This window comes from Streptomyces sp. NPDC045470, from assembly GCF_040646595.1.
In the GTDB taxonomy this organism is placed as follows: domain Bacteria; phylum Actinomycetota; class Actinomycetes; order Streptomycetales; family Streptomycetaceae; genus Streptomyces.
Genome location: NZ_JBEZAN010000002.1, coordinates 152412 through 179396, shown reverse-complemented (window position 1 = coordinate 179396; position 26985 = coordinate 152412). Strand labels below are relative to the sequence as shown.

Below are 26985 nucleotides of genomic sequence, written 5' to 3'. Positions count from 1 at the left end.
CAGCAATCGGAATGGGGGCGTTCCAGTGGGCGGCAGTGGCGGCACCGGCGCTGACAAGCGTCCCAACGAACCGTTGGGCTCATGGTTCGTGCGCAGCGGCTGGTCGAAGGGCGAGCTGGCACGACAGGTCAACCGGCGCGCACGCCAGATGGGCGCGCACCACATCAGCACCGACACCTCGCGGGTACGGCGCTGGCTCGACGGTGAACAGCCGCGCGAGCCCATCCCGCGCATCCTCTCCGAACTGTTCTCGGAGCGGTTCGGGTGTGTGGTCGGCATCGAGGACCTCGGCCTGCGTACCGCGCACCAGTCCCCGTCCGTCTCCGGCGTCGACCTGCCCTGGGCCGGCCCCCAGACCGTCTCGCTGATCAGCGAGTTCTCCCGCAGCGACCTGATGCTGGCACGCCGGGGCTTCCTGGGCACCTCCTTGGCGCTGGCCGCCGGGCCCGCGCTCATCGAGCCGATGCAGCGCTGGCTGGTGCCGGTCTCGCCCGGCCAGGCGTCCGCCGCGCAGCAGGCGTCCCAGGAGCGTCCCCGGCGCTCCAACCGGCTGTCCAGCCCGGAACTGGACCTGCTGGAGTCGACGACCGTGATGTTCCGCCAGTGGGACGCCCAGTGCGGCGGCGGACTGCGCCGCAAAGCGGTGGTCGGCCAGCTCCACGAGGTCACCGACCTGCTGCAGGAACCGCAGAGCGAAGAGGTCTCCAAACGGCTGTTCAAGGTCGCCGCCGAACTGGCCGAGCTGGCCGGGTGGATGAGCTACGACATCGGCCTGCAACCCACCGCGCAGAAGTACTTCGTGCTCGCCCTGCACGCCTCCAAGGAAGCCGGCGACCGCCCGCTGGGCTCGTACATCCTCTCCAGCATGAGCCGCCAGATGATCCATTTGGACCGCCCGGACGACGCACTGGAGCTCATCCACCTCGCGCAGTACGGCAGCCGCGAATCGGCCACGCCCCGTACCCAGGCGATGTTGTATGCGATGGAGGCGCGGGCGTACGCGAGCATGGGCCAGCCGAGCAAGGTCAAACGCGCCGTGCGGATGGCCGAGGACACCTTCGGTGACGTGACGCCCGGTGACCCCGAGCCGGACTGGATCCGCTTCTTCTCGGAGGCCGAGCTGAACGCGGAGAACGCCCATTCCTACCGCGATCTCGCCTACGTGGCCGGGCGCAGCCCGACCTACGCCTCCCTCGCCAACCCCGTGATGCAGCGGGCGGTCGAACTCTTCTCGCGGGACATGGAGCACCAGCGTTCGTACGCGCTCAATCTGATCGGGATGGCGACGGTGCACCTGCTCCAGAAGGAGCCGGAGCAGTGCGCGGTCCTGGCGCAGCAGGCCATACCGCTGGCGAAGAAGGTCCGCTCGGAACGGGTCAACACCCGGCTGCGCAAGACCGTGGACACCGCGGCGCGGAACTTCGAAAGCGTGGCCGAAGTGATCCAGCTCAGCGACGAACTGGCCCAGCAACTGCCGGAAACCGGCGCGGAGGCCGTCTGACCGCACTCCCTGGCCGCACCCCCTTCGGCCCCACTGTGCGACCGCACCCTCTTCACCCCGTTTCTTCGACCGCATTCCCAGAGACCCCGACCGCGGCCCGTCACCCCGTACAGCTCGACTCGGCTCCCCCACGCCAGGTCAAACGGGTGACAGCCGCGGTCGGCTTTGTGGGGCGTGCGGTGAGGCAGGGCGCAGGGGGCAGGGACAGGGGGCAGGGCTGGCGTGGCAGGGGGTGGCGTCGTGGGGGCACTGTGGCCTCGGTGGCGCGGTCGCGGTGTGGCCGTCGTGCCGTGGTCTCGGTGTGGGCGTGGTGCTGGGGGCGTGGTGCCGACGTGGTCGTTTCGGTGGGTTGCGGGAGGTACCGGGCGTGGCGGGCTGATCTCGGAGTTCATGGGGGCGTAACACTGACGAGGGCTTCGTCACCGTGGGGAAACACCGACGGGTCATGGCCGAAACGGTGCTGCGACAACCTCGTGGCGAAAGTCGGCCCACCCGGAACCACGCCCGCACGGGCCGCATCGACGACAGGAGACGCCGATGCCCCCAGGCATCATGACGCTCGCGGCAGACGAGGCCACCCTGAGCCCGGCCAACACCGGCTTCATGCTCATCTGCACCGCCCTGGTGATGCTCATGACCCCCGCCCTGGCCTTCTTCTACGGCGGCATGGTCCGGGTCAAGAGCGTGCTCAACATGCTGATGATGAGCTTCATCAGTCTGGGGATCGTCACCGTCCTGTGGGTGCTGTACGGCTTCGGGGTCGCCTTCGGCCAGGACAGCGGCGGCTTCCTCGGCCGGCCCGGAGACTTCGCCGGGCTCAGCGGCATCGGCCTGACCGAGCTGTGGGGCACCACCTCCATCCCGGTCTACGTCTTCGCGGTCTTCCAGCTGATGTTCGCGGTGATCACACCCGCGCTGATCAGCGGTGCCCTCGCGGACCGGGTGAAGTTCACGGCGTGGGCGCTGTTCATCGCCCTGTGGGCCACCGTCGTCTACTTCCCCGTCGCGCACTGGGTGTGGGCCGAAGGCGGCTGGCTCTTCGACCTGGGCGTCATCGACTTCGCCGGCGGTACGGCCGTCCACATCAACGCGGGTGCCGCGGCCCTCGGCGTGCTCTTCGTCGTCGGCCGGCGCATCGGCTTCAAGAAGGACCCGATGCGGCCGCACAGCCTGCCGCTGGTGATGCTCGGCGCCGGGCTGCTGTGGTTCGGCTGGTTCGGTTTCAACGCGGGCTCCTGGCTGAACAACGACGACGGCGTGGGCGCCGTCGCCTTCGTCAACACCCAGGTCGCCACGGCCGCGGCGATGCTCGGCTGGCTCGGGTACGAGAAGATCCGGCACGGCTCCTTCACCACCCTGGGCGCGGCCTCCGGCGCCGTGGCAGGGCTGGTCGCGATCACTCCGGCGTGCGGCGCGGTCAGTCCGCTGGGCGCGATCGGGGTGGGCGTCATCGCCGGGGTGCTGTGCGCGATGGCGGTCGGCCTGAAGTACCGGTTCGGGTACGACGACTCCCTCGATGTGGTCGGCGTCCACCTCGTCGGCGGCGTCGCCGGGTCCCTGCTGGTCGGCCTGTTCGCCACCGGCGGCGTACAGAGCGACGTCAAGGGCCTCTTCTACGGCGGCGGCCTGGACCAACTGGGGAAGCAGGCCGTCGGTGTCGTCTCCGTGCTCCTGTACTCCTTTGTCGTCTCCTTCCTCCTCGCCAAGATCATCGACGTGCTGATGGGCTTCCGGGTCTCCGAGGACGAGGAGGTCGCGGGCGTCGACCAAGCCGCGCACGCGGAGACGGCGTACGACTTCGGCGGTACGGGCGGTGGCGTGGTGGCGCGCGCGGGCGTGGGCGCAGCAGCCCCCGGGCCGGCCTTCGGTGGCGGCTCGTTCCCGTCCCGGCACAAGGCGCAGGGGGAGGGCCACGGCAAGGGCCGAGGCGCGAACCAGGGCCCGGACCAGGACACGGACGAGGGCACGGACGAGGGCACGGGCAAGAGCACGAACCGGGATACGAACAAGGGCAAGGACAAGGGCGCGGGTCAGGGGAAGGGCCAGGGCCCGGCCCCGGCCTCCGGCAGTGAGAAGAGGGTGGACGCGTGAAGCTCATCACGGCAGTGATCAAGCCGTACCGGCTCGACGAGGTGAAGGAGGCCCTGCAGTCGTTCGGCGTACACGGTCTGACCGTCACCGAGGCCAGCGGATACGGCAGGCAGCGCGGACACACGGAGGTGTACCGGGGCGCGGAATACACCGTCGACCTGGTTCCGAAGGTCCGCATCGAGGTCCTGGTGGACGACGCGGACGCCGACGAACTGATCGACATCGTGGTGAAGGCGGCCCGCACCGGCAAGATCGGCGACGGCAAGGTCTGGAGCCTCCCGGTCGAGGAAGCGGTCCGCGTCCGCACGGGCGAACGGGGTCCGGACGCGTTGTAGGTGCGGGTGCGGGTGCGGGTGCGGGTGTCCGTACCCCCGTGCTGGCAGAGCCGTACCCGCCACGGGGGAAGGAGCGTGAGGACGGGGCCCTTCGAGGTCCGGTGCCTGGGGGCCGACATGACCAAGGAGCGCCTGAGTTGACCGACAGCGTGCGCAAGACGGCGGAGGACGGCGACCAGTGCGACGCCGCCACCACTGCGGCCCGGACGAGTGCCGCCACGAACCAGGCAGCGGACGCGACCACCGCCCTTACGGAAGCACCGGACGGCCCGCAGCACCAGACCCTGTCCTCCGCTGCCGAAGACAGCAAAGACAGCAAAGGCAGCGAAGACAGTTACGCCCCGGACCGGCTGCGGCTTCTGCAGGACACGGGTCAGGAGGGAGCCGCGCGCCGGGCCGCCCTCGCCCGGCTCACCGACGACTGGCTGGCCGGTCTGTTCGAGCGCGCGACCGGCCGCACCGGCTCCGGCGTCGCGCTGGTCGCCGTCGGTGGCTACGGCCGCGGCGAACTCTCCCCCCGCAGCGACCTGGACCTGCTCCTGCTCCACGACGGCAAAGCCGGCGCCCGCACGGTGGCCGAGCTCGCCGACCGGCTCTGGTACCCGGTCTGGGACCTGGGCCTCGCCCTGGACCACTCGGTACGGACGCCCGCCGAGGCACGCAAGGCCGCTCGCGACGACCTCAAGGTCCAGCTCGGCCTGCTGGACGCCCGCCACCTGGCCGGCGACCCGGAACTGACCGGCGCCCTGCGCGGCACCGCGCTGGCCGACTGGCGCGAACAGGCTCCCAAACGCCTGCCGGAGCTGCGCGAGATCAGCCGCGAACGCGCCGCCCGTCAGGGCGAGTTGCAGTACCTCCTGGAACCGGACCTGAAGGAGGCTAAGGGCGGGCTGCGGGACGCCACCGCGCTGCGGGCGGTCGCCGCCTCCTGGCTGGCCGACGCCCCGCGCGAGGGACTGGAGGCAGCCCGCACCCGCCTGCTGGACGTGCGCGACGCACTGCACCTGACCACCGGCCGCACCACCGACCGGCTCTCTCTCCAGGACCAGGACCAGGTGGCCCAAGCACTCGGTGTACTGGACGCGGACGTATTGCTGCGGCAGGTCTACGAATCCGCGCGCACCATCTCGTACGCGAGCGACGTCACCTGGCGCGAAGTCGGGCGGGTGCTGCGGTCCCGGTCCGTACGCCCCGTACTGCGCGGGCTGTTGCGGGGCCGTACGGCCGGGGGCGGGCCGGGACGGGGAGAGCGGTCCCCGCTCGCCGAGGGCGTGGTCGAACTGGACGGTGAAGCCGTCCTGGCGCGGACGGCGCGGCCGGACCGCGACCCGGTGCTTCCCCTGCGCGCCGCTGCCGCCGCCGCGCTGGCCGGACTGCCGCTGTCCTTGCACGCCGTGCGCCGGCTGCGGACGGGCGCCGCCATCCGGCCCCTGCCCGTGCCGTGGCCGGCCGAGGCACGCGAACAACTGGTCACCTTGCTGGGCGCGGGCGCACAGACCGTACCCGTCTGGGAGGCGCTGGAGGCGGAAGGGATCGTGACCTGGCTGCTGCCCGACTGGGAGCGGGTGCGCTGCCGTCCGCAACGCAACGCCGTGCACCGCTGGACCGTCGACCGGCACCTGATCGAGACCGCCGTCCGCGCCGCGGCGCTCACCCGCCGCGTGCACCGCCCCGACCTGCTGCTGATCGCGGCTCTGCTGCACGACATCGGCAAGGGCTGGCCCGGCGACCACTCCGTCTCCGGCGAGACCATCGCCCGGGACATGGCGACCAGAATCGGCTTCGACGCCCGGGACGTGACGGTGATCGCCACGCTCGTACGGCATCATCTGCTGCTCATCGAGACGGCCACCCGCCGGGACCTGGCCGATCCGGCGACGATCGATGCGGTCGCGGAGACGGTGGGCAGTACCGGGACGCTGGAACTGCTGCACGCCCTCACCGAGGCCGACGCACTGGCGACCGGCCCCGCGGCCTGGAGCGCCTGGCGCGGGTCGCTCGTCGCCGATCTGGTGAAACGCGTCACGGCGCGGTTGGCGGGGGAGGCCGCACCAGAAGGGCGCCCGGCGGACGAGCCGACCGCCGAGCAGGAGCGCCTGGCCGTCGAGGCGTGGCGTACCGGCGGCCCGGCCCTCACCCTGCGCACCCGGGCGGAGGGCCGCGGCGAAGTCGACGAACGCCTCCGCACGGACCCGCCCGCCGGTCCCGCCGCAGGTCCGGGCGCCGCGGCAGATCCGGAACCGGAGCCGGTGGGCGTCGAACTGCTGATGGCCGTACCGGACCAGCCGGGCGTGCTGCCCGTCGCAGCGGGCGTCCTCGCCATGCACCGCCTGACCGTCCGCGCCGCGGACCTGCGCAGCGTCGATCCCGTCGGCGAGGGGCCGGTGCTGCTGCTGAGCTGGCGGGTGGCCGCCGAATACGGCTCTCTCCCGCAGGCGGTACGGCTGCGGGCGGACCTCGTACGGGCTCTGGACGGCTCGCTGGACGTGCCGGCCAGGCTGGCCGAGCGCGAGCAGGCGTACGCGCGTCGTTCGCGCGGGATGCAGGCTCCGCCGCCCCGGGTGACGGTCGCCCCCGGGACCTCGGAGCTGGCCACCGTGATCGAGGTACGGGCCCAGGACGCCCAGGGACTGCTGCACCGGATCGGCCGCGCCCTGGAGTCCGTGCGGGTCACCGTACGCAGCGCCCATGTGAGCACGCTGGGAGCGAACGCGGTGGATGCGTTCTACGTCACGGACGAAAAGGGAGAACCTCTGGCGGACGAGGTGGCCGTCGAGGTGGCACGGACGGTGGAGCACGCCTTGAAGTAGCCGCACAGGCCGCCTGCCCGGTGCGGGCTCCGAAACCAGCAAGATCGACAACACGGAGATCATCGCCCCGGACCGGTACGCCTCCGCCGACCGGAACGCCTTCGCAAGCCGCACCGTCTCCGTAGACGGCGCGGGCTCCCCGGATGCCGCGCCTCCGTGAGACGGTGGGTGCGGGGTGCGCAAGGGGCGCCCGCGCTGGTTGCGCACCGCCCCCGCAGTCGTACGGGGGCCTGTCCCGGCGCCCTTCCCCGGCGGGCAGGGACACGTTGCTTGCCTGTGCGGATACCCTAGAAGCCGACTTGACCCTGCCCCCGACCCCGAGGATCGACGACCGCCGTGTTCGATACGCTTTCCGACCGCTTGGCGAGTACTTTCAAAAACCTCCGGGGCAAAGGCCGCTTGAGCGAGGCGGACATCGACGCCACGGCGCGCGAGATCCGGATCGCTTTGCTGGAGGCCGATGTCGCGCTGCCCGTCGTCCGGGCCTTCATCAAGCAGGTCAAGGAGCGGGCGACCGGCGTCGAGGTCTCCCAGGCGCTGAACCCCGCCCAGCAGGTCATCAAGATCGTCAACGAGGAGCTCATCGGCATCCTCGGCGGCGAGACCCGTCGGCTCCGCTTCGCCAAGAACCCGCCGACCGTCATCATGCTGGCCGGTCTGCAGGGTGCCGGTAAGACGACCCTCGCCGGAAAGCTCGGCAACTGGCTCAAGCAGCAGGGCCACGCGCCGCTGCTGGTCGCCTGTGACCTGCAGCGCCCCAACGCCGTCAACCAGCTCTCGGTCGTCGCCGAGCGCGCCGACGTCGCCATCTTCGCGCCGGAGCCGGGCAACGGTGTCGGCGACCCGGTCAAGGTCGCTCAGGACTCGATCGAGTTCGCCCGCTCCAAGCAGCACGACGTGGTCATCGTCGACACCGCCGGCCGCCTCGGCATCGACCAGGAACTGATGCAGCAGGCCGCGGACATCCGCGACGCGGTCAAGCCGGACGAGGTCCTCTTCGTCGTCGACGCGATGATCGGCCAGGACGCGGTCAACACCGCCGAGGCGTTCCGCGACGGCGTCGGCTTCGACGGCGTGGTCCTCTCCAAGCTGGACGGCGACGCCCGCGGTGGTGCCGCGCTCTCCATCGCGCACGTCACCGGCAAGCAGATCATGTTCGCCTCCAACGGCGAGAAGCTGGACGACTTCGACGCGTTCCACCCGGACCGCATGGCGTCCCGCATCCTGGGCATGGGCGACATGCTCACGCTGATCGAGAAGGCCGAGCAGACCTTCAGCCAGCAAGAGGCCGAGAAGATGGCCTCGAAGCTGGCGAGCAGCAAGGGCAAGGACTTCACGCTCGACGACTTCCTGGCCCAGATGGAGCAGGTCCGCAAGATGGGCTCCATCTCCAAGCTCCTCGGGATGCTGCCCGGCATGGGGCAGATGAAGGAGCAGATCAACAACCTCGACGAGCGCGAGGTCGACCGTACGGCGGCGATCATCAAGTCGATGACGCCGGCCGAGCGCCAGGAGCCGACGATCATCAACGGCTCGCGCCGTGCCCGTATCGCCAAGGGCTCCGGCGTCGACGTCAGCGCGGTCAAGAACCTGGTCGAGCGGTTCTTCGACGCCCGCAAGATGATGTCGAAGATGGCCCAGGGCGGCGGCATGCCGGGAATGCCTGGCATGCCGGGGATGCCGGGCATGGGTGGCGGCGGCGCCAAGAAGAAGAAGCAGCAGAAGCAGGCCAAGGGCAAGCGCAAGAGCGGCAACCCGATGAAGCGGAAGGCCGAGGAGGAGGCAGCTGCCGCCCGCCGCGAGGCCGCACAGTCCGGCAATCCGCTGGGTCTGCCGCAGGGCGACGACGCGAAGAACTTTGAACTGCCCGACGAATTCAAGAAGTTCATGGGCTGACGCCCACCCCGGCCTCCGGGCGGCACCCGCCGCCTCCGGGGCCGTGCACGGCGCGTAGCTGCGTGATCGAGCCCCTGGCCGGAGCCCCGGCCGGGGGCTCGTCCGTGCGGTCATGTCGGTACACCCGCCGATCCTGCCGCCGGCCTCAGGAGTGGAGCGCCGCTGCCGAGGGCGGCGGCACCCAGTCCCAGGGCGGCCGCCGCCGTGGCCCCCACGTCCGCCAAGGTCCGGGCCGCCGGCAGACGCTCCGCCCGGGCGGCTTCCGGGCGGTGGATCAGGACCGGGACGTACTCCCGGGTGTGACAGGCGTGACCGATCACCGGGTCGTTGCCATGATCACCGGTGACGATCAGGCGGTCGCCGGGGGAGGAGAGCAGCGGCAGCAGCGTGCTCAGACCCGTATCGGTACGCCGGAGCACGGAGGCGTACCGAGGGGCGTCCTGCTGGTGCCCCGCCAGGTCGGTCTCCTGGACGTTGCTGACGATCAGCGCCGTGCCAGGATCCCGCCGGAGGGCGTCGAGGGTGAGCGCGAAGACGTCGGTGGTGCCCACGGCAGGGCGGCGCACCGCCGCGTCGCAGGCCAGCACCTCCGCGGCCTTGCCCACGAGCGTGACGGGGACACCCGTGCCCGCCACCAGTTCCGGCAGCCGGCGGGCCCGGTCCAACGGCGCGCCGAGATGCTGCACCGCCAGCCCACCGTTCCGGTAGAAGCCGCTCGCCGGGGTGTCCAGGCCGACCGTGCCGAGGGCGCCTTCCCGTACGAAGGCGGGCAGCGGAGCGTCGGCGTGACCGCCCACGGCGATCACCCGGGCGACGGGCGCCACCGAGCGCACCACCTGGGCGATGCGGAGAACGTCGGTGAACGAGACGTCTGCCAAGCAGCCGGAGACGTTCCAGTTGACGCCCGGGTCCGCCTCCAGGTTGTCGTGGACGAGAACCCGCCCGTCCACCACCAGCAGGGGCCGCCCGCCGAGGCTGTCCGTACCGTGCCCGTTCGCCCGCAGGGCCACGGTGACCTCGTCGAGGTGATCGGCGAGCCGGGCCACCGTCACCCGGCTGCAGTCGGCTCCCATCATGGTCTGATGCCCGGCGTACGTGTCGGCCCCCGGATAGCCGAGAGCCGCGCGGCCCACGGCCACCGGCAGTGACGGCTCCCGCGGCAGGTCCGGATGAGGGTGGACGAGGCCGAGACCGAGAGCTGCCAGCGTGGGCAGCGGCAGACGCCGGCCGGTGGTCGCGCGGTGCCGGTCGAGGAGATGGCCGAGCGTGTCGGCGGCGGCGTCGCCGGGGCGCTGGGTGTCCGCGTCGGGCATCGCCCCGATGCCGAAACCGTCGATGACGACGATGACGATCCTGCTCATGGCCCACCCGCACCCTTCCCGTCCGCACCCTCCGGAAGCGGCCGACCGAGCGCGTCATGGCGGCCGATCAGCCGCGGGGAACCGGTGGCGAGGCCGGCGACGACGGCGACCGTGCTGCGGGTGACGAAGACCTGGGTACGGAACGCGAGGACGGCCGTGTCGCCGGGCCTGGCGTCACCGGGAGCCAGCAGACGGTGGTAATCGATGTTCTCGGCCGGGGCTCGCTGGACGACGAGCCGTGCGCCGGTACGGGCGATCAGCGCCGATTCGACCCCGGACCTGGAGTAGAAGCCGCCGCCGTGCAGAGCGGGCCGGCCGTCCGCGAGGACATGCGCGACCTCGGTGACATAGACGTAGGCGGGCCGTTCCGGCTGGTCCAGGTCGACTGCGTGGAGCGGTGTGGTGCCGGTGAGGGCATGGCCGGGCTCACCGTGCGTGGCACCCAGCTCGGCGAGCAGCGGCAGGGTGGCCGCGCAGGTCACGCCCGGAGCGCTCAGCTTCAGGTCCGGATGCCCGCGGGCAGCCAGCACCGCTCGGGCCTCGCGGACGCGTGCGAAAGTGGCGGTGGGACGCGGCTGCCCGGTTCCGGGAACACACTGGACGCAGGGGAATCCGGTGACCCCGGCGACACGGACTCCGGGCAACTGCTCCACCTCGGCCGCGAACTCCGCCAGCCCACCGAGCGGTACACCGCCTTCCTGCCCGGGATGCACCAGCCTCGGCGCACCCTCGATCCGTACGAGGATGTCCTGCACCCAGCCCAGTCGGCGGGCGGTCCTCGAGACGGCTCGGGCGTTGGCCACATCGAAAACGGTCACCGCCTCCGGGCGCCAGGCGAGGATCTCGGGCAGCGCGCGGTGCGGAATCTGCACCAGGTGGCCCACGTTCCCGAACCGCGCGCCCGCCGCGTGCAGGGCACGGGCTTCCGGTGCGTCGATGGCGGCGAAGCGGGGCAGGTGCCGGGCCACCGCCCGGATCAGTTCGGGGTTGCGGCCGACCTGTTTGACCACGGGCCAGAGACCGAGGCACCACCGTCTCGTCTCCGCCGCCAGCAGCGCGGCATTGGCCTCGACGGTCTCCAGGTCGACGACGTAGGTGTCCGGCTGGACCCTTCCGGTGCGGTGCAGCTCGGCGGCATGGTCGACCAACTGCGGGTTACGTGCGAGGACCGCGTCAAGGAACATCGTGGTCAGCCCCCTTTCCCGCACCCGGGAACACCGGGCGCGGTGCCGGCGGCGTCCAGGTCACGCAGCGCACGGCGGAGGATGTCGATGACCAGGTCCGCGCCTGCCCGCATCGGATTGACGCGTACCGTCCAGTCGGCGAGCTCCGGAGCGTCCTCCAGGGCCGAGCTGGACATCCGGTAGACGAGCGGAGCGATCTCGTACCGGGAGTTGGCACCGACCGGGTACGGCGCGGCCCCGTACCGGGACGCGACCCCCGGCACCGCTTGGGCCACAGGCCGGTCCAGCCTCAGCAGTACACAACGGTCCTGGACATTGGCGATCCGTACCTCGGCGACACCGGGCACTTCCCCGGCCGCCAGCCGCTCGGCGACTTCCGTACCCGTCCTGGACTGCACCGCCCACATCACCGGGACATGGGTGAGCGCACGCAGCGCATCGAGCGCCTGATGCCCCTGCACCTGACCGCCGCCCGAGTAGTTGTCGTCGTGCACCCGCTCCACCACGTCGCGTGCACCGACGACCGCTCCCACCCCCTCCGGGCCGTGCAGCTTGAACAGCGAGAAGCAGGAAGCGTCGGCGCCCAGTTCCACACCGCACGCCGGGACACGGAAGACCGCGTAATTGTCGTCCACGATGGTTTGCACACCGGCTGCCCGGCAGGAGGCGAGCACTGCGCCCGGGTCGTGGGAGTCCGCCAGCCGCTGCCGGGTGTACTGCACGAAGGCCCACCGGAACCGGCCCGAGGACAGGGCCCGGTCGAGCGCGGCACGGTCCTCGAAGTCCACCTCGACGGCCTCCACCCGCAACCCGCGCAGAGTGACACCGGTGGTGCGGTAGACCGGCGCACGGTGCACGAGCAGCCGATCACCCGCGCCGATCACGGCGCCGAGCGCGGCCCGGATGGCCCCCGTCCCCGCACCCTGCACCAGCGCGGCGGCGGGAGCCCCGAAATAGTCCGCGAGGACGGCCTCGACCCGCGCGGTGGTCCGCGGACGGCCCAGCCCCGGCACCACTCCCGCGTCCGCCTCGAAGAGCTGACGGCCCTCGAAATGCCGGGCCACGCACTCCACCAGCCGAAACTGGTTCATCACCGCGTCCTCCACCGAGACCGTCGGCAACGGAAACGTCCTGGGCAGCCGCACACTCATGTCACCACCTCCCACCCCGCCCGGCACCCCTGGCGCCGGGAGCCGGGCGGGAAGCTGCCCCAGGAGCAGAAGCCGCCCTGGAACCAAGGGCTGCCCTGGTACCAAGGGCTGCTCCGGTACCAAGGGCCGGCGCGGTGACCGGCTGCCCTGCCGGCCGGGCTGCTGCCCGCGGCTCGGCTGCTCCGTCCCCATCTCTGTCCCCGCCGCCGCCTCCACCGGTCAGGAAACGCAGCGGATTGCGACGGGTCAGCAGATCGATCAACTCCTCGTCGGCCCCGGCGGCCCGCACCCGCGGCAGGAACGACCGGAACAGGTGCCCGTACCCCTGGCCTCCCGCACCGACCAGATAGCTGTGCCGGGAGATGTCACAGCTGAGCAGTACACGATCGGCGTGCCCGGCCTCCAGCAGCGCGAGCAGTGACCGCAACCGGGTGGTATCGCTCTGGTAGTGCTCCTTGCCGATGGTGTCGAAGGCTACGTACGCTCCCGCCGCCGCCAGCTCCCGATGGGCCACGGGATCGTCGCGCAGATCCTGATGCCCGACACTGATCCGGTGCGGCGCCAACCCGGCCGCGGTCAGCAGCTCCAGCTGGGCGGGGCCGCCGTACCCCATCTGGGCATGGGTCGCCAGCGACAGGCCGGTCGTGACAGCAGCGCGGGCGGCCGCGGTGAGCGTACGCACCTCCGGCCCGCTCGGCGCACGACCGTGACTGCCGACTTCCCCGATGACGCCGGGAAGGACGCCGTCGCCGCCCGAGCCACCCGTGATTTCTTCGACCAGGATGTCGGCCAGTTCCTCGACACTCGCGCCTTCCACCTCATCCGGATGGAATCGCTCGTGGTACCAGCCGGTGCCCGCGACGACCGCCACCCCCGACGCCCGGGAGATGCACGCCAGTGTCGCGAGGTTCCGCCCCATGCCGCGGCAGGTCAGCTCGATGACCAGCCCCAAACCGAACTGCTCCCGGAGGGCCGCCAGTTCGCCGGCGACCCCTGTGGCGTGTCGGGCTCCAAGGAATGCCGCGCGGTCGGCGGCCCGGGTGAGATCGAGGGCCAGGTGCTCATGGGCGAGCACGGGGCCCCGCACGGCGCTCACGGGCAGCGGCCCGGTGACGGTCCGCACAAGAGAATTCATCACGCACTGCCTTTCTGACATCCCCTGCACGCCTGCTCAGCTCTTGACCGGGGTGAAGAGGTGCAGCCAGTGGAGGAGGTTGAGGACGATGCCGGTGACGACGACCGCGGCGGGAGCGGCGGCCATCCGGACCACCACCCGGCCCACTGCCTCGTTCAGCAGATAGAGCCCGCCGGCTATCAGAATCCCCAGCCCGCCGCCCATGGCGTCGGCCGCCAGCAAGGAACCGAAGAGGATGGCCAGTTGCAGGGTGTCGCCGATGGCTGCACGCAGGTGCTCCGAGGAGTCACGCACCGATGGCAGCGCGCCCAGCACCTTTCCGATCCAGCTGAGGGCCAGCACCTCACCGGCGAAGATCAACGCTCCGCAGGCCATCGCCAGCCAGGGACTCGGCAGCAGATATCCGACCGGGTAGGCGAGGGTGAAACCGACGATGCCGTACGCCCCCGAGGCCAGCGCGGTGGTGGCGATCAGCGGGATGAACCCCAGCGCCCGGTAGAAGTCGACCTGCGCCGCTTCCGCGTACTGCCCCTTGGCGACCAGGAAACTGGTCGCCTCCCCACCGCCGAACACATGCAGCTGAGCCAGCAGACAGACACCGGCGCCCAGCACCATGAACAACGGCAGGTGCCGGCGCAACCGGGCCGCGCTGGAGCCGAACAGCGACGCCATCGGATCCACCTCACCCGGCGCCCCACCGGCAGCTGGATCACCCGGAGCCTGCCCCTTCCCCGTGTTCGGATCACCCGGAGCCTGCCCCTGCGCGGGCGTCGCCCCTCCTGCTGCGACACGCTCCGCCCGGCGCCGACGTACGTCCTTCGCCACCGCGAACCCGATGAGGAGAAGCACCCCGACCGCCATGGCCGGCGCCCCCGCGAACACTTCCGGCCACACCTTCATCGTCAGCACCACGAGCGCCAGCTCCGCCCCACCCGCCAGAACCCCGCGCAACCTCCCGAACTGTCTGGTGATCGCCAGCACTGGGAAGAGTGTGAAGAGGAAGAGGATCGGCGTCGCCATCTGCTGCATGGCCGTCAGGAAGTCGACCGGCAGATCGTGCGCGAGATCGTTGGCCCCGTCCAGCCCGAACACGACCACCGCGCCCCACGCGCCGCCGAGCAGCGGCGCGAGCCACTTCTTCGGCGCGAGGATGCCCAGCACGTCGGTGGGCAGGAACAGCAGCCAGGGATTGAGTACCCCCGAGGAGAGCGCCATCGGCGCCCCCAGCCCGAAGATGAACCCGGCGGACAGTCCGAAGGACACCGCCGTGGTGGCGCTCCGGGTCGTACGGCCCTGGACGAAGTCGAGCATGAAGGGGCGTACACCGTCGTTGAAGACGGCCAGCGCCAGGTGCGAGAGGAACGCGGTCAGCGCGCACAGGGCCACGACGGTCAACTGCTGCGCGAGCGGGAAGTCGAGACCGGTGCTCGCGGCGAAGACGGTGCTGCTCACAGAGTCACTCCTTTGTGCCCTGGCAGGTCATCGGGTCGCACGGCCCTCGCAGGCCGGGGTGCCGAGCCGGTGACAGCCCGGCACGGTCAGGTTGCGGTCAAGCGCGGGCGACGATGGCGCCGGCCAGCGTGGGCGTGATTGCGTCGATCTGGTCCACCGCGAAGCCGAACACCTTCTTGCCCTGGTCCAGCAAGGCGTTGATCTCGCCCGCCGAGGGGACCGAGCGGCCGAAGGTGTGGCAGACGGCGGAGCCCATCAGCCCGACCAGCACGCCCAGCGACGCCCCGGCCCCCGTCTGGCAGGTGCCCAGGAAGTAGTCGGCCCGGCCGGCCCGCAGCCGTGCTGCCGCCTCCATGTCGTTGCTGACCTCGACCTCGACGCCGGCCAGCGCCAGCCGTTCCACGGCGTCCGCGACCTCGGCCTTGCCGACACCGCCGGTGAGGATGGTCGTCATGGTGTGTCCCTTCGCAGGAGGGCGAAATGCATCGCCAGGAAGTTGATCTCGGATTCGGGGAACGGAGAGCCGAAGGCGCTTTCGGCCCGTACGGAGACGGCGTGGGCCCGCCGGACGGCCTGGGGATGGTCGGCCAGCTCCGCCGCCGCTATGTCGTCGGTGCGGAACGCCACCACCGAATCGCCGTTCCGCAGCCGGGTCAGCGCCATCAGCAGATGGCTGGTGAGCATCCCCGCGGTCTCCTCGGTGACCATGCACCCGTCGGCGGCCAACGCGTCCAGTTCGGTCCGTACAAAATCAGCGACCTCGGACCGCACCTGACCGCTCTCCACGAAGATGCGGATCCGCTGCGCGAGCAGGGCTTCCATGCCCGCCCCCCCCTGGTGATCGGTAGAAGAATTCGGCGTCTTGCGCATCGGTCTGCGACTGCGGGGGAGCGCCTGCGTGCAGACACCCCGATGACCCATTCGGAGCGACGGAGACGACTCGCCCCCGGCCGGCCGCCAAGGCCGTCTCAGTAGGAAGGAATGCGCTCCCCTCGCAGCACCTCGTCCTGAAGACCGGTGACGGCTCCCAGATCTAGTGAGCCGCTCACGGCTGCCAGCGCTTCGCTGCCCTCACTGCGGGCTATCAGCGCCGCGCTGGAATTGCGCAGCGACAGATCGCCGGGGATCTTGTCGTCGAGCGGCAGCACCTCCACCTCGTCGCCCAGCTGCCCCGGCACCTCGTCGAGGCTCCAGACGGTGGCGTCGGCCCTGTCCTGCGCGAACAGGTCGTGGAGCCGTATGAACGAGCTCTCCAGCCACGTCACGTCCTGACGGCCGGCGAACGCCTGCTCGGCCAGCGCTCGTTGCCCCTCCGACGCGGTGTCCACGGCGACCCGCAGGCCGTCGGCGTCGAGCTGGACGCCGCGCCGCAGGAGCACCCCGTGTCCCCCGACATACGTGGCCGGGCCCAGGTCGGCGATCAGGTCGACGGGGTGCTGCTCCATCAATCGGTCGGCGGCGAAGCGGGACAGCACCGCCAGGTCGACCTTGCCGTCCAGCAGGGCGGAGACCCGCGAGGCGGCACCGCGCATGAAGGTGATGGCGAAGGGCGCGCCGGCCTCCTCGAAGGCGCTCCGCAGTCCGGTGGCCAAGCCTTCATGACGGCGTGAGTGAGGCAGCGGCATCGCGGCGAGGACGGTGCCCAGCCCTGCGAGGCGCCACAGTATGCCGCGGTCCGCACGCACCAGGAAGGTGCCGAGATGCCCGCGGGCCACGGTCTCTATCGCACCCGACTCCTCCAACAGTTGGAGTGCCGCCTGCACCGTCCCGTTGCCGACCCCGAGCTCCGTGGCGAGGTCGCGGACCCGGGGGAGTCGCGCGGCGTCGCCCTCGGTGGGCTGGTTGATCAGTAGCGCGGAGAGCCGCCGGGCCGTGTGCCCGTTGCGGGTCAGGAACCGTTCGTCGATGCTGTTCATGGAAACGACAGTAAACAGAATTCTGGATATTGGGTATACCTCGCACGGGTGAACGCCTGACACCTCGACGTTGACGCGCGTTCCCACCCCGGGCGGGGCAGGGAGACAACGCTGCGAACCCGGCCGGGCCGCCCCCCCGGTCGCCCCGTCACGTCCCAGTGACGGGCGGGGCCCGGTCGAGAACGGCCGGCTCCGGCGGTCAGGCCGTCGGAAAAGACGGAACAACTGAAAGGTCCGAATGGGCCGAATGGGCCGGAAGAGCTGGAAGGGGTGGAAGAGGCGAAGGGGCCGGAAGAGCTGCAAGAGCCGGAGGAGCCGAAAGGGTCGAAAGAACAAGGGAACGAAGCAGCGGAAGAGACGCGGACCGAGGCAGCGGGCAGACGGAAGGAATCGCTGCGGAAAGGATCACGTGCGGGTGATGAGATAGCGGAACACGTTCGCCATCCAGACCGTGCCGTCCGGGCGCTGGTGCGGATGCAGCGCCTCACTCAGCTCCTTCTCCACCTGAGCCTGCTCGGTGACCTCCAGCGCCGCGTCGAACAGCCCCGTGGACAGCAGCCCGCGCACCGCACTCGGCAGGTTGCCGTAACCGAACGGGCAGGCCACCCGCCCCGACCCGTCGGGCCGCAGCCCTGCGCGGTCAGCCAGGTCTTCGAGGTCGTCCCGGCCGCTGGGCCGCCAGCCGCCCGCCGTGCGCAACGGGTCCGCCAGCCGCTGGGCCACCCGCAGCACACTCGCCGTGGCGCACCGCTCCACAGGCCCCCAGCCGCCCAGCACCACCGGGCTGCCGCGCTCCGCGAGACCGGCGGCCGTCACCAGCGAAGTCGTCAGTCCATCGACGCTGCTGACACAGCCCACCGGGTGAAGGGCCGTCACCAGGTTGAACGCGGAGCCGTCCGGGGCGGCCGCCCGCTCGGGGCCGCCGCACGCCAGGACCGTGGCTCGCGCCGCGTCGCCTCGGGCTTCGCGCGAGGAGTCGGGAGTCAGTCGTTCCCGCGCCAGATCCAGCCGTTCCTCGTCCGCGTCCACGCCGCAGACCTGCCCTCCGCGGGCCGCGGCGATCAGCAGCGCGAGTCCGGAACCGCACCCCAGGCCCAGCAGCCTGGTGTGGGGGCCGACGCCCACCCGGTCGTAGACGGCCTCGTACAGCGGCACCAGCATCCGTTCCTGGATCTCGGCCCAGTCGCGGGCGCGTCCACGGGAGTCGGCCGGTGCGGATGGGTCGTGAGAACCGGGAGAGCCGGACTGCCGGAGGTGATGCCGTACGAGCGTGGGTGTCATCGAAAGCGCCCCAATCCGCCGAGAACCCGAAGCTGTCAGTGGTCGATCTCCCCCGTGTCCCGCCCCTGTGTTCGCGTCGTGCGCCCCCGCATTCCAGACAACTCCCCATCCGGCTCGGAGTCCAGGGTTGCGCCGGGGTTGTCTCCCGCGCGCCCCTCAGTGCGCCGGGGTGCAATTTCGTTTGCCGATACCGGGTGTCGCGCCCCTACCATGCGCGCCATGGCAAAGGCCCCCGTTCTCACACCCCAGGCGGACGACTTTCCCCGCTGGTACCAGGATCTGATCAGCAAGGCCGAGCTGGCCGACAACGGACCGGTGCGCGGCACCATGGTCATCCGGCCGTACGGGTACGGGCTCTGGGAACGGATGCAGCGGGAGGTGGACGTGCGCATCAAGGAGGCGGGCGCCCAGAACGCCTACTTCCCGCTCCTGATCCCGCAGTCGTACCTGACCAGAGAGGCCGAGCACGTCGAGGGCTTCGCGCCGGAACTGGCGGTGGTCACCCACGGCGGCGGCAAGGAACTGGAGGAACCGGCCGTCGTGAGGCCCACCTCCGAGACCATCGTCAACGAGTACTTCTCCAAGTGGGTGCAGAGCTATCGCGACCTCCCCCTGCTCATCAACCAGTGGGCCAACGTCGTCCGTTGGGAGATGCGGCCGCGGGTGTTCCTCCGTACGACGGAATTCCTCTGGCAGGAGGGGCACACCGCGCACGCCACCTATGAGGAGGCCCGTGACTACGCCGCCCGCATCCACCGTGACGTCTACGCCGACTTCATGGTCAACGTGCTCGCCGTCGACGTGGTGGCCGGGCGCAAGACTCCGGCGGAACGATTCGCCGGCGCCGTCAACACCCTCACCCTCGAAGCGATGACGGGCGACGGCAAGGCCCTCCAGATGGCCACCAGCCACGAACTGGGCCAGAATTTCGCGCGCGCCTTCCACACGCAGTACCTCTCCAAGGAAGGCGCGCAGGAACTCGTCTGGCAGACCTCCTGGGGCAGCAGCACCCGCATGGTCGGAGCGCTGGTCATGTCGCACGGTGACGACCACGGCCTGCGCGTCCCGCCCCGACTGGCCGCGGTCCAGGCCGTGGTTCTCGCGGTCAAGGGCGACGACGCCGTACTGGCCGAGGTGCAGCGGATCGGCGACACCCTGAGGGCGGCGGGGGTGCGCGTCCAGGTCGACGACCGTACGGACGTCCCCTTCGGGCGCCGCGCGGTGGACTGGGAGCTGAAGGGCGTACCGATCCGGGTCGAGGTCGGTCCGCGCGACCTGGAGAACGGCACCGCGGTGCTCGTCCGCCGTATCCCCGGAGGCAAGGAACCGGTCCGGCTCGACGCGCTCGCCTCCCTGCTCCCCGCCGTCCTGGAGGAGGACCAGGCGCTCCTCCTGCGGCAGTCCCGTGAGCGCCGGCAGTCGCGCACGTCGGACGTGACGACGGCCGAGGAGGCCGCCGAGGTGGCGGCCTCGGGCGGCTGGGCCCGCATCCCGTGGGCGGCACTCGGCCCGGAGGGGGAGGCCCGGCTCGCCGAGGGGGCGGCGACCGTACGGTGTCTGGTAGCCGAGGACGGGTCGGTGCCCGACACGGACGAAGCCCCCGGTACGATCGCGGTCGTCGCGCGCGCCTACTGAGCCCCACCGGGCTCCACCGGTGGCACGTCGCGGCCCACGGGCAACGGTTGTCCCGGCGCGTACCCGTCTCTTACGCGCCGGGGCGTACGCGCGGGTACGCCCCGGCTTGCCACCCGACGCGCGCCTTCTCCGCAGTTCTGCGCACACGCCGTCCTCGAAACCCATGACCAGAAACTGACCGGTACGTGCAAATTATTTGAGATGCCCCGTAATCGGAACACTGGATGGGCCCGGCTCGTTGTCACGACGTGAGCACGACACCGCCTGTTCTCGCCGCCGAGCTGGCGCTCGCGTGGGCCGACATTCAACGGCACCACCCCGAGCTGCCGGATCTGGCCGCGCCCGAGTCCTTGATCGGAGAGTCCTCGTCCGCCTGTGGGGCCGAGCTCTCCTTCGAACGGCTGCTGCATGAGGCAGTCCACGGCATCGCCGCCGCCCGCGGCGTCCGTGACACCTCACGCGCCGGCCGCTACCACAACCGCCGATTCCTCTCCATCGCCGAGGAGTTGGGCCTCGACCACGTCGACGAGCCGCACCCGAGCAGCGGCTTCTCACTGGTCACGCTCAACCCCGAGGCCAGAAGGCGCTACCGCCCCACCATCGAGCGGCTCGCCAGAGCCCTCAAGGCCCACTCCGCCGCGACCACGGCCGACAGCGCCCGCAGCTTCCGGGGCCCGGCCGCCCGGCACGGCTCCTCCGGCGGTGGTGTGCGCGTCAAGGCCGTCTGCGATTGCGGGCGCAATGTCCGGGTCGTTCCGTCCGTGCTGGCGCAGGCGCCCATCGTCTGCGGCGGCTGCGGCAAGCCCTTCCGGATCCCCGAGGTGGCTGCGGTCGGCTGACCTGGAGTGGTGTGGCACAATGGTCAGCTGTACTCGACAGTCGCACAGGACCCCTCTCTCCTCCGGCTGGCGCGTCCATCGGGCACCCGAGTACCGCAACCCCACGTGGCATCCCGTTGTGCCCAACCACGTCAAGACCAGGAGACACCACTCCCGTGGCAGTCAAGATCAAGCTGAAGCGTCTGGGCAAGATCCGCGCGCCTCACTACCGCATCATCATCGCCGACTCCCGCACCCGCCGTGACGGCCGGGCGATCGAGGAGATCGGCCTGTACCACCCGGTGCAGAACCCGTCGCGCATCGAGGTCGACTCCGAGCGTGTCCAGTACTGGCTGGGTGTCGGCGCGCAGCCGACCGAGCCCGTCATGGCCATCCTCAAGGTCACCGGCGACTGGCAGAAGTTCAAGGGCCTGCCCGCCCCGGCGCCGATGAAGGTCGCCGAGCCGAAGGCTGACAAGAGCGCCCTGTTCGAGGCTCTGGCCAAGGACGGCGACGAGCCGAAGGGTGAGGCGATCACCCCGAAGGCGAAGAAGGCGGACAAGAAGGCGGACGAGGCCGAGGCCGAGTCCACCTCCGAGTCGACCGAGTCCTGATCATGCTCGAGGAGGCCCTCGAGCACCTCGTAAAGGGCATCGTCGACAACCCCGACGACGTGCAGGTCGCCTCGCGCACCCTGCGCCGCGGGCGCGTTCTGGAGGTCCGGGTCCACCCCGACGACCTCGGAAAGGTGATCGGCCGCAACGGCCGCACCGCGCGCGCCCTGCGGACGGTCGTAGGCGCCATCGGCGGCCGCGGTATCCGGGTCGACCTCGTCGACGTGGACCAGGTCCGCTGAGCAGAACCGGGGTACCGGGGCACTTCCCGGACCAGGCAGTACCGGCACGGGCCGGGGAGGGCTACGGCTCGCCCCGGCCCGTTGTCGTAGGCATCTGCGACGATGCACGTATGACCGTTATCACCGATTGACGAACACGAGGCGAGGACCGCCACCGCGGCGAGCGGCGGGCGGCCGGCCGCGAAGAGGGGCACTGTGCAGCTGGTAGTCGCGCGGATCGGCCGCGCCCACGGCATCAAGGGCGAGGTCACCGTCGAGGTGCGTACCGACGAGCCGGAGCTGCGGCTCGCGCCCGGCGCCGTACTGGCTACGGACCCGCCCGCAACCGGTCCGCTGACCATCGAGACCGGCCGGGTGCACAGCGGACGCCTGCTGCTGCGTTTCGAGGGTGTACGGGACCGTACGGGCGCCGAAGCGCTGCGGAACACGCTGCTGATCGCGGAGATCGACCCCGAAGAGGTCCCCGAGGACCCCGAGGAGTTCTACGACCACCAGCTCGTCGACCTCGACGTGGTCACCCGCGACGGCATCGAGGTCGGCCGGATCGCCGAGATCTCCCACCTGCCCTACCAGGACCTGCTGATCGTCCGCCGCCCGGACGGCAGCGAGATCATGATCCCGTTCGTCTCCGAGATCGTGCCGGAGATCGACCTGGCGGAGCAGAAGGCGGTCGTCGACCCCCCGCCCGGCCTGCTCGACGACAGCCAGGCCGAGGTGGCCTCGGCCCGCGACACGTCCGAGGAGGCCGCGGCCCCGAAGGCGGAGGGCGCCGCACCGGCCCGTGGCACCGGCGAGGACGTGTGATGCGGCTCGACGTCGTCACGATCTTCCCGGAGTACCTGGAACCGCTGAACGTCTCCCTGGTCGGCAAGGCCCGCGCCCGCGGCCAGCTGGACGTCCGCATCCACGACCTGCGGGAATGGACCCACGACAAGCACAACACCGTCGACGACACGCCGTACGGCGGCGGCCCTGGCATGGTCATGAAGCCCGAGCCGTGGGGTGAGGCGCTGGACTCGGTCATCGACTCCCAGGAGGGCGACCCGGTCATCGTCGTCCCCACGCCGAGCGGCAAGCCCTTCACCCAGCAGCTCGCCGTGGAGCTCTCCGAGAAGCCCTGGCTGGTCTTCACGCCGGCCCGCTACGAGGGCATCGACCGCCGCGTCATCGAGGAGTACGGCGACCGCGTGGACGTCCGCGAGGTCTCCATCGGCGACTACGTCCTGGCCGGCGGCGAGGCCCCCGTCCTGGTGATGGTCGAGGCCATCGCCCGGCTGCTGCCCGGCGTACTGGGCAACTCGGCCTCCCACCAGGACGACTCCTTCGCCCCCGGTGCGATGGCGGACCTCCTGGAAGGCCCCGTCTACACCAAGCCTCCCGAGTGGCGCGGCCGCGGCATCCCCGAGGTGCTGCTCAGCGGCCACCACGGCAAGATCGCCCGCTGGCGCAGGGACGAAGCGTTCCGCCGCACCGACCGCAACCGCCCCGACCTCATCGAGCGCGCCGACCCGGCCGCCTTCGACAAGAAGGACCGCGAGACCCTCTCGATCCTCGGGTGGGCCGAGGGAACGGGCGGTCGATTTGGGCGTACGGCCGACGGCGTGGAAGAATAGGCCGCTGCTGTGTGCGTCCGGCGCGCGCCCCTGCCACAGGGGGAACGACGCCCGCCCGACGGAACGGCAACCTCAACGCAATTCTCCAGTTCCGTTGATGACCTGTGGCATCAGCGAAGAAAGCAGTGGGTCATGAACCTTCTCGACTCCGTCGACTCCGCGTCGCTGCGCAGCGACATCCCGGCCTTCCGCCCGGGTGACACCGTCAACGTCCACGTGCGCGTCATCGAGGGCAACCGCTCCCGTGTGCAGCAGTTCAAGGGCGTCGTCATCCGCCGCCAGGGCGCGGGTGTCCGCGAGACCTTCACAGTCCGCAAGGTCAGCTTCTCCGTCGGCGTCGAGCGCACCTTCCCCGTGCACACCCCGATCGTCGAGAAGATCGAGCTGGTGACCCGCGGTGACGTGCGTCGCGCCAAGCTGTACTACCTCCGTGAGCTGCGCGGCAAGGCCGCGAAGATCAAGGAGAAGCGCGACAACTGAACAGACGTCCGGCGTCCTGGACCGGCCGGATAGGCTCAGGGTCCGATGGACACCGACGCACAGCTTTCGGAGCGCGACCGCTCTCCCGCTCCTGAACCGGGGCCGGAGCAGGGGTCGCGCTCCGCGCGTTTTTCCGCGCCCTCTTCCTCCGGGCCGGAGGGGACGGGCGAGCTCCTCGGGTCCGAGGAGCGGGTGGAAGGGGGCGCAGGGCCTACGGGGCGTACGGAGGGACCCCCGGAGCCGGATGATCGGCCGGAGGGGGGCAGGGGCGCGCTGGGCCGGTCTGAGGGGTACACCGGCTCGAAGGGGCGGGCGGAGAGGGATACGGGCCCGCAGGAGCGGTCGGAACAGGCCACGCGATCGCATGATCGAAACGCGCCGTCCCAAGAAGCGCTGCCTCAGGAGGCGCCGCTCAAGGAATCGCTGGCCCCGGAGGGGGGAACGCAACGGCGGCCGTCCCGGATCCGGCGGTTCGGGTCCTGGCTCGGAGCAGGCGTGTCCGCTCTGTGGCACCGGCCCGTTCTGCTGCTCGCGACCTGCGTGGCCTTCGTCCTGCTGGTGAGCGCCTTCGTCGTACAGCCCTTCCTGATCCCCAGCTCCTCCATGGAGAACACCCTGCGGGTCGGTGACCGGGTGCTGGTCAACAAGCTTGCGTACCGCTTCGGCGGCGCACCGCGCCGGGGCGACGTGATCGTCTTCGACGGCACCGGTTCGTTCCTGCAGAGCGAACCCGACGAGAACCCGGTGACAGGGCTGATCAGGGGAACGGGCGCGGCGCTGGGGCTGGCCGAGCCCGCGGCCACCGACTACATCAAGCGCGTGATCGGCGTCGGCGGGGACCGGGTGACCTGCTGCGACAAACGGGGGCGGATCAAGGTGAACGGCGAGCCGGTGGACGAGGACTACCTGTTCCCGGGGGACGAACCGTCCTCCGACGCGTTCGACATCGTGGTGCCGGAGGGAAAGCTGTGGGTCATGGGGGACCACCGCGGCAGATCACGTGACTCACGGGACCACCTCGGCCAACCAGGAGGCGGCGCCGTCCCGGTCGGCAAGGTGATCGGCCGTGCCGACTGGATCGCCTGGCCGGTGGGCCACTGGACGGCCTTGCACCGCCCGCGCGCCTTCGACGGCATACCGGGCGCGGCGGGCAGCCATGGGTAGCCGGGGGCGGCCCAGGCACGGGCATCAGGGGGCCGCGGGCGCGGATGAGTCGGACGGGGAAGAGGCATACGGGGGCGGCTCGCACGGGTCCGCTTCGTTCCGGTCCGAGTATGGGACCGGCGGGCCCGAGTATGGAACCAGCGCGCCCGAGTACGGAACCGACCACGGGCCCGGCTCCGGAACCGGCTACAGGGCTGACTCGTACGCGGGGCACGGTGGCAGCCCGTACGAAAGCGCAGGTCACTGGGACGGTTCGTATGGCGAAGGAGCCGGGGCCGGCGACGGCGCGCGCGTCAGCACGCGAACGACCAGGCCCGCCACTGGAGGACGTGCCGCACGGCGGCGCCAGGCGCGCCGCATCAAACGGCGCAGGCGTCGCTCCTATCTCAAAGAGATACCGATCCTCATCGGTGTGGCGCTGGCCATCGCGCTGGTGCTCAAGACGTTCCTCGTCCAGGCATTCGTGATCCCCTCCGGCTCCATGGAAGAGACCATCCGGATCGGCGACCGGGTGCTGGTGGACAAGCTCACCCCCTGGTTCGGCTCGGAACCCGAGCGCGGCGACGTGGTGGTCTTCAAGGACCCCGGGGGCTGGCTGAAGGACGAGCAGGTCACCTCCGCCGACGATCCGGTCGTGGTCAAGCAGATCAAGGAGTTCATGACCTTCATCGGTCTGCTCCCGTCGGCCGACGAGCAGGACCTGATCAAGCGAGTGGTGGGTGTCGGGGGCGACACCGTCAAGTGCTGCGACAAGCAAGGGCATGTCACGGTCAACGGCACCCCCCTGAACGAGCCGTACATACATCCGGGCGATGTGCCCTCGCAGATCACATTCGAGGTCAAGGTTCCGGCCGGCCGGATCTTCGTGATGGGCGACCACCGCTCCAATTCGGCGGACTCGCGGTATCACCTGGACGAGCCGTACCGTGGGACGATCTCGGTGGACAACGTGGTCGGCCGGGCCGTGGTCATCGCCTGGCCGGTGGGACACTGGCGCCGCCTGGAGGAGCCTGACACCTATGCGACCGTGCGCGACGCGCCGGACGCGAGGGCGACGGCGGGGCGGGCTCCGCATAGTGTGTCCTCCGACGGTTTGTCCGAACTCCCGACCCCTGCGGAACTCCCGCTCGTTATGGGAGTGGTGGGCCTGCACCGGCTATCGGGCAGGCAGTGGCGTGGAGTAAGGAGTGGATGTGGGGGACTTGGCGGTCGGCGCGCGGTCCGGAACCGGAGAGCCCGAAGAGCCGGCGGGAAACGGTGAGTCCTCACAGTCCGCCGCGTCCGGTGGGCCGGGGGGACCGGCGGGTCCGGCGCGGGCGGCGGGTCCGGGACAGCCGGCCGGCCCCGGTCGACCGGAGGGTGTGGGAGTGCCGTTGGACAAGGAACAACCGGGGGACGAGGAGGAGAGCGGCAGCGTGAAGAAGGGCAAGAAGCCGCGTGCCTTCTGGAAAGAGCTGCCGATCCTCATCGGGATCGCGCTGATCCTGGCGCTGATCATCAAGACGTTCCTGGTGCAGGCGTTCTCCATCCCGTCGGACTCGATGCAGGACACCTTGCAGCGCGGTGACCGGGTACTGGTGGACAAGCTCACCCCGTGGTTCGGCTCCGAACCGGAACGGGGCGAGGTGGTGGTCTTCCACGACCCGGGCGGCTGGCTGAACGAGGTGCCCACGCCCGAGCCCAACGCGATCCAGCAGGTCCTCAGCTTCATCGGCCTGATGCCGTCGGCCGAGGAGAAGGACCTGATCAAGCGGGTCATCGCCGTCGGCGGTGACACCGTGGAGTGCCAGGGCACCGGTCCGGTCAAGGTCAACGGCACGGCCCTGAAGGAGGACTCGTACCTCTACCCGGGCAACACGCCGTGCGGCGACAAGCCGTTCGGGCCGATCAAGGTGCCCAAGGACAGCATCTGGGTCATGGGCGACCACCGCCAGGACTCCCTCGACTCGCGCTATCACACGAACCTCAAGGGCAACGGCACGGTCGAGGTCAAGCAGGTCGTGGGGCGCGCCTTCACGATCGCCTGGCCGGTCAACCGCTGGTCGTGGCTGTCGGTGCCGGACACCTTCGACCAGCCCGCGCTGAACAAGGCCATGGCGGCGACGCCGGCGGCGCTCGGTCTGGCGGGCGCGGTACCGATCGTGCTGTGGCGGCGCCGCAGGCGGGTCGCGAGGGCGGCGCAGCCGGTGGAGCAGGCGTCCGACTGAGCGGGTGACCGTACCGGACCGCGCATGAGGTGTGCGGTCCGGAAGGACAGAGGTCGACGGTGCCGGATTGCTCTCCTGGTGAGCGTCACAGCGTCGTGG

Annotated in this window: 21 protein-coding genes and 3 pseudogenes; 15 read left to right on the top strand and 9 right to left on the bottom strand. The window is 70.8% G+C overall.

Annotated elements, in window-relative coordinates:
- Positions 1-25 precede the first annotated feature (25 nt).
- The 5 genes and pseudogenes from AB0A97_RS07150 (at position 26) to ffh (ending at position 8633) form a co-directional block, all read left to right on the top strand.
- Positions 26-1501, top strand: a complete 1476-nt coding sequence (locus AB0A97_RS07150) for a hypothetical protein (protein WP_361145727.1) — start codon at positions 26-28, stop codon at positions 1499-1501.
- Between the two features lie 537 nt (positions 1502-2038).
- Positions 2039-3331, top strand: a pseudogene (locus AB0A97_RS07145) (ammonium transporter); the annotation flags it as partial.
- Positions 3332-3588: 257 nt separating this feature from the next.
- Positions 3589-3927 carry a P-II family nitrogen regulator gene (locus AB0A97_RS07140; RefSeq protein WP_030018395.1) on the top strand — a complete coding sequence of 113 codons (339 nt, stop codon included), beginning with the start codon at positions 3589-3591 and terminating at the stop codon, positions 3925-3927.
- Between the two features lie 284 nt (positions 3928-4211).
- The gene (locus AB0A97_RS07135; protein WP_361147316.1) at positions 4212-6737 is read left to right on the top strand and encodes a [protein-PII] uridylyltransferase; all 2526 of its coding nucleotides are present in this window, start codon (positions 4212-4214) and stop codon (positions 6735-6737) included.
- A 336-nt stretch (positions 6738-7073) separates the two neighbouring features.
- Complete coding sequence (ffh, locus tag AB0A97_RS07130; RefSeq protein WP_361145724.1) at positions 7074-8633, top strand: signal recognition particle protein; 1560 nt, start codon at positions 7074-7076, stop codon at positions 8631-8633.
- A gap of 110 nt (positions 8634-8743) precedes the next feature.
- On the opposite strand, the gene AB0A97_RS07125 is transcribed toward ffh, so the two are convergent.
- The 9 genes and pseudogenes from AB0A97_RS07125 to AB0A97_RS07085 all read right to left on the bottom strand — a co-directional run bounded on the left by AB0A97_RS07125 (position 8744) and on the right by AB0A97_RS07085 (position 18113).
- Positions 8744-9994: a phosphopentomutase gene (locus AB0A97_RS07125; RefSeq protein ID WP_361145721.1), complete on the bottom strand. Its 1251-nt coding sequence runs from the start codon at positions 9992-9994 to the stop codon at positions 8744-8746.
- Positions 9991-11178 carry an alanine racemase gene (locus AB0A97_RS07120; protein ID WP_361145718.1) on the bottom strand — a complete coding sequence of 396 codons (1188 nt, stop codon included), beginning with the start codon at positions 11176-11178 and terminating at the stop codon, positions 9991-9993. The genes AB0A97_RS07125 and AB0A97_RS07120 overlap by 4 nt, the downstream gene beginning before the upstream one ends.
- Positions 11179-11183: 5 nt before the next feature.
- The gene (locus tag AB0A97_RS07115; protein WP_361145715.1) at positions 11184-12329 is read right to left on the bottom strand and encodes an aminotransferase class V-fold PLP-dependent enzyme; all 1146 of its coding nucleotides are present in this window, start codon (positions 12327-12329) and stop codon (positions 11184-11186) included.
- Between the two features lie 214 nt (positions 12330-12543).
- A pseudogene (locus AB0A97_RS07110) lies at positions 12544-13464 on the bottom strand (phosphotriesterase); the annotation flags it as partial.
- 36 nt (positions 13465-13500) lie between these two features.
- A complete protein-coding gene (locus tag AB0A97_RS07105) occupies positions 13501-14916 on the bottom strand; it encodes a YhfT family protein (RefSeq protein ID WP_361145712.1) in 1416 nt (471 codons plus the stop codon).
- A 97-nt stretch (positions 14917-15013) separates the two neighbouring features.
- On the bottom strand, positions 15014-15370 hold the full coding sequence (locus AB0A97_RS07100) for a DUF2620 family protein (protein ID WP_361145709.1): 357 nt from the start codon (positions 15368-15370) through the stop codon (positions 15014-15016).
- Positions 15367-15738, bottom strand: coding sequence for a PRD domain-containing protein (locus AB0A97_RS07095; protein WP_361145706.1), 372 nt, complete (start codon positions 15736-15738; stop codon positions 15367-15369). Before AB0A97_RS07095 ends, AB0A97_RS07100 begins: the two co-directional genes overlap by 4 nt.
- 146 nt (positions 15739-15884) lie before the next feature.
- The gene (gene yhfZ / locus AB0A97_RS07090) at positions 15885-16832 is read right to left on the bottom strand and encodes a GntR family transcriptional regulator YhfZ (protein ID WP_361145703.1); all 948 of its coding nucleotides are present in this window, start codon (positions 16830-16832) and stop codon (positions 15885-15887) included.
- A gap of 405 nt (positions 16833-17237) precedes the next feature.
- Positions 17238-18113, bottom strand: a complete 876-nt coding sequence (locus tag AB0A97_RS07085) for a methyltransferase domain-containing protein (RefSeq protein WP_361145700.1) — start codon at positions 18111-18113, stop codon at positions 17238-17240.
- A 219-nt stretch (positions 18114-18332) separates the two neighbouring features.
- Between AB0A97_RS07085 and proS the strand changes: the two genes are divergently transcribed.
- The 10 genes and pseudogenes from proS (at position 18333) to lepB (AB0A97_RS07035) (ending at position 26886) form a co-directional block, all read left to right on the top strand.
- Complete coding sequence (proS, locus tag AB0A97_RS07080; RefSeq protein ID WP_361145697.1) at positions 18333-19748, top strand: proline--tRNA ligase; 1416 nt, start codon at positions 18333-18335, stop codon at positions 19746-19748.
- 248 nt (positions 19749-19996) lie between these two features.
- Positions 19997-20587 carry a hypothetical protein gene (locus AB0A97_RS07075; RefSeq protein ID WP_361145694.1) on the top strand — a complete coding sequence of 197 codons (591 nt, stop codon included), beginning with the start codon at positions 19997-19999 and terminating at the stop codon, positions 20585-20587.
- 155 nt (positions 20588-20742) lie between these two features.
- A complete protein-coding gene (rpsP, locus tag AB0A97_RS07070; protein WP_030018410.1) occupies positions 20743-21180 on the top strand; it encodes a 30S ribosomal protein S16 in 438 nt (145 codons plus the stop codon).
- A gap of 2 nt (positions 21181-21182) precedes the next feature.
- Positions 21183-21422, top strand: a complete 240-nt coding sequence (locus AB0A97_RS07065; protein WP_003980229.1) for an RNA-binding protein — start codon at positions 21183-21185, stop codon at positions 21420-21422.
- Positions 21423-21617: 195 nt separating this feature from the next.
- Positions 21618-22226 carry a ribosome maturation factor RimM gene (rimM, locus tag AB0A97_RS07060; protein WP_361145690.1) on the top strand — a complete coding sequence of 203 codons (609 nt, stop codon included), beginning with the start codon at positions 21618-21620 and terminating at the stop codon, positions 22224-22226.
- Positions 22226-23035: a tRNA (guanosine(37)-N1)-methyltransferase TrmD gene (gene trmD / locus AB0A97_RS07055; protein WP_361145687.1), complete on the top strand. Its 810-nt coding sequence runs from the start codon at positions 22226-22228 to the stop codon at positions 23033-23035. Before rimM ends, trmD begins: the two co-directional genes overlap by 1 nt.
- A 132-nt stretch (positions 23036-23167) precedes the next feature.
- Positions 23168-23515, top strand: coding sequence for a 50S ribosomal protein L19 (gene rplS, locus AB0A97_RS07050; RefSeq protein WP_031007308.1), 348 nt, complete (start codon positions 23168-23170; stop codon positions 23513-23515).
- A 393-nt stretch (positions 23516-23908) separates the two neighbouring features.
- Positions 23909-24679, top strand: coding sequence for a signal peptidase I (gene lepB, locus AB0A97_RS07045; protein ID WP_361147313.1), 771 nt, complete (start codon positions 23909-23911; stop codon positions 24677-24679).
- A gap of 325 nt (positions 24680-25004) precedes the next feature.
- A pseudogene (gene lepB / locus AB0A97_RS07040) lies at positions 25005-25940 on the top strand (signal peptidase I); the annotation flags it as partial.
- On the top strand, positions 25882-26886 hold the full coding sequence (gene lepB / locus AB0A97_RS07035) for a signal peptidase I (protein ID WP_361147310.1): 1005 nt from the start codon (positions 25882-25884) through the stop codon (positions 26884-26886). The pseudogene lepB (AB0A97_RS07040) and the gene lepB (AB0A97_RS07035), both read left to right, overlap by 59 nt.
- The last annotated feature ends 99 nt before the right edge of the window (positions 26887-26985 follow it).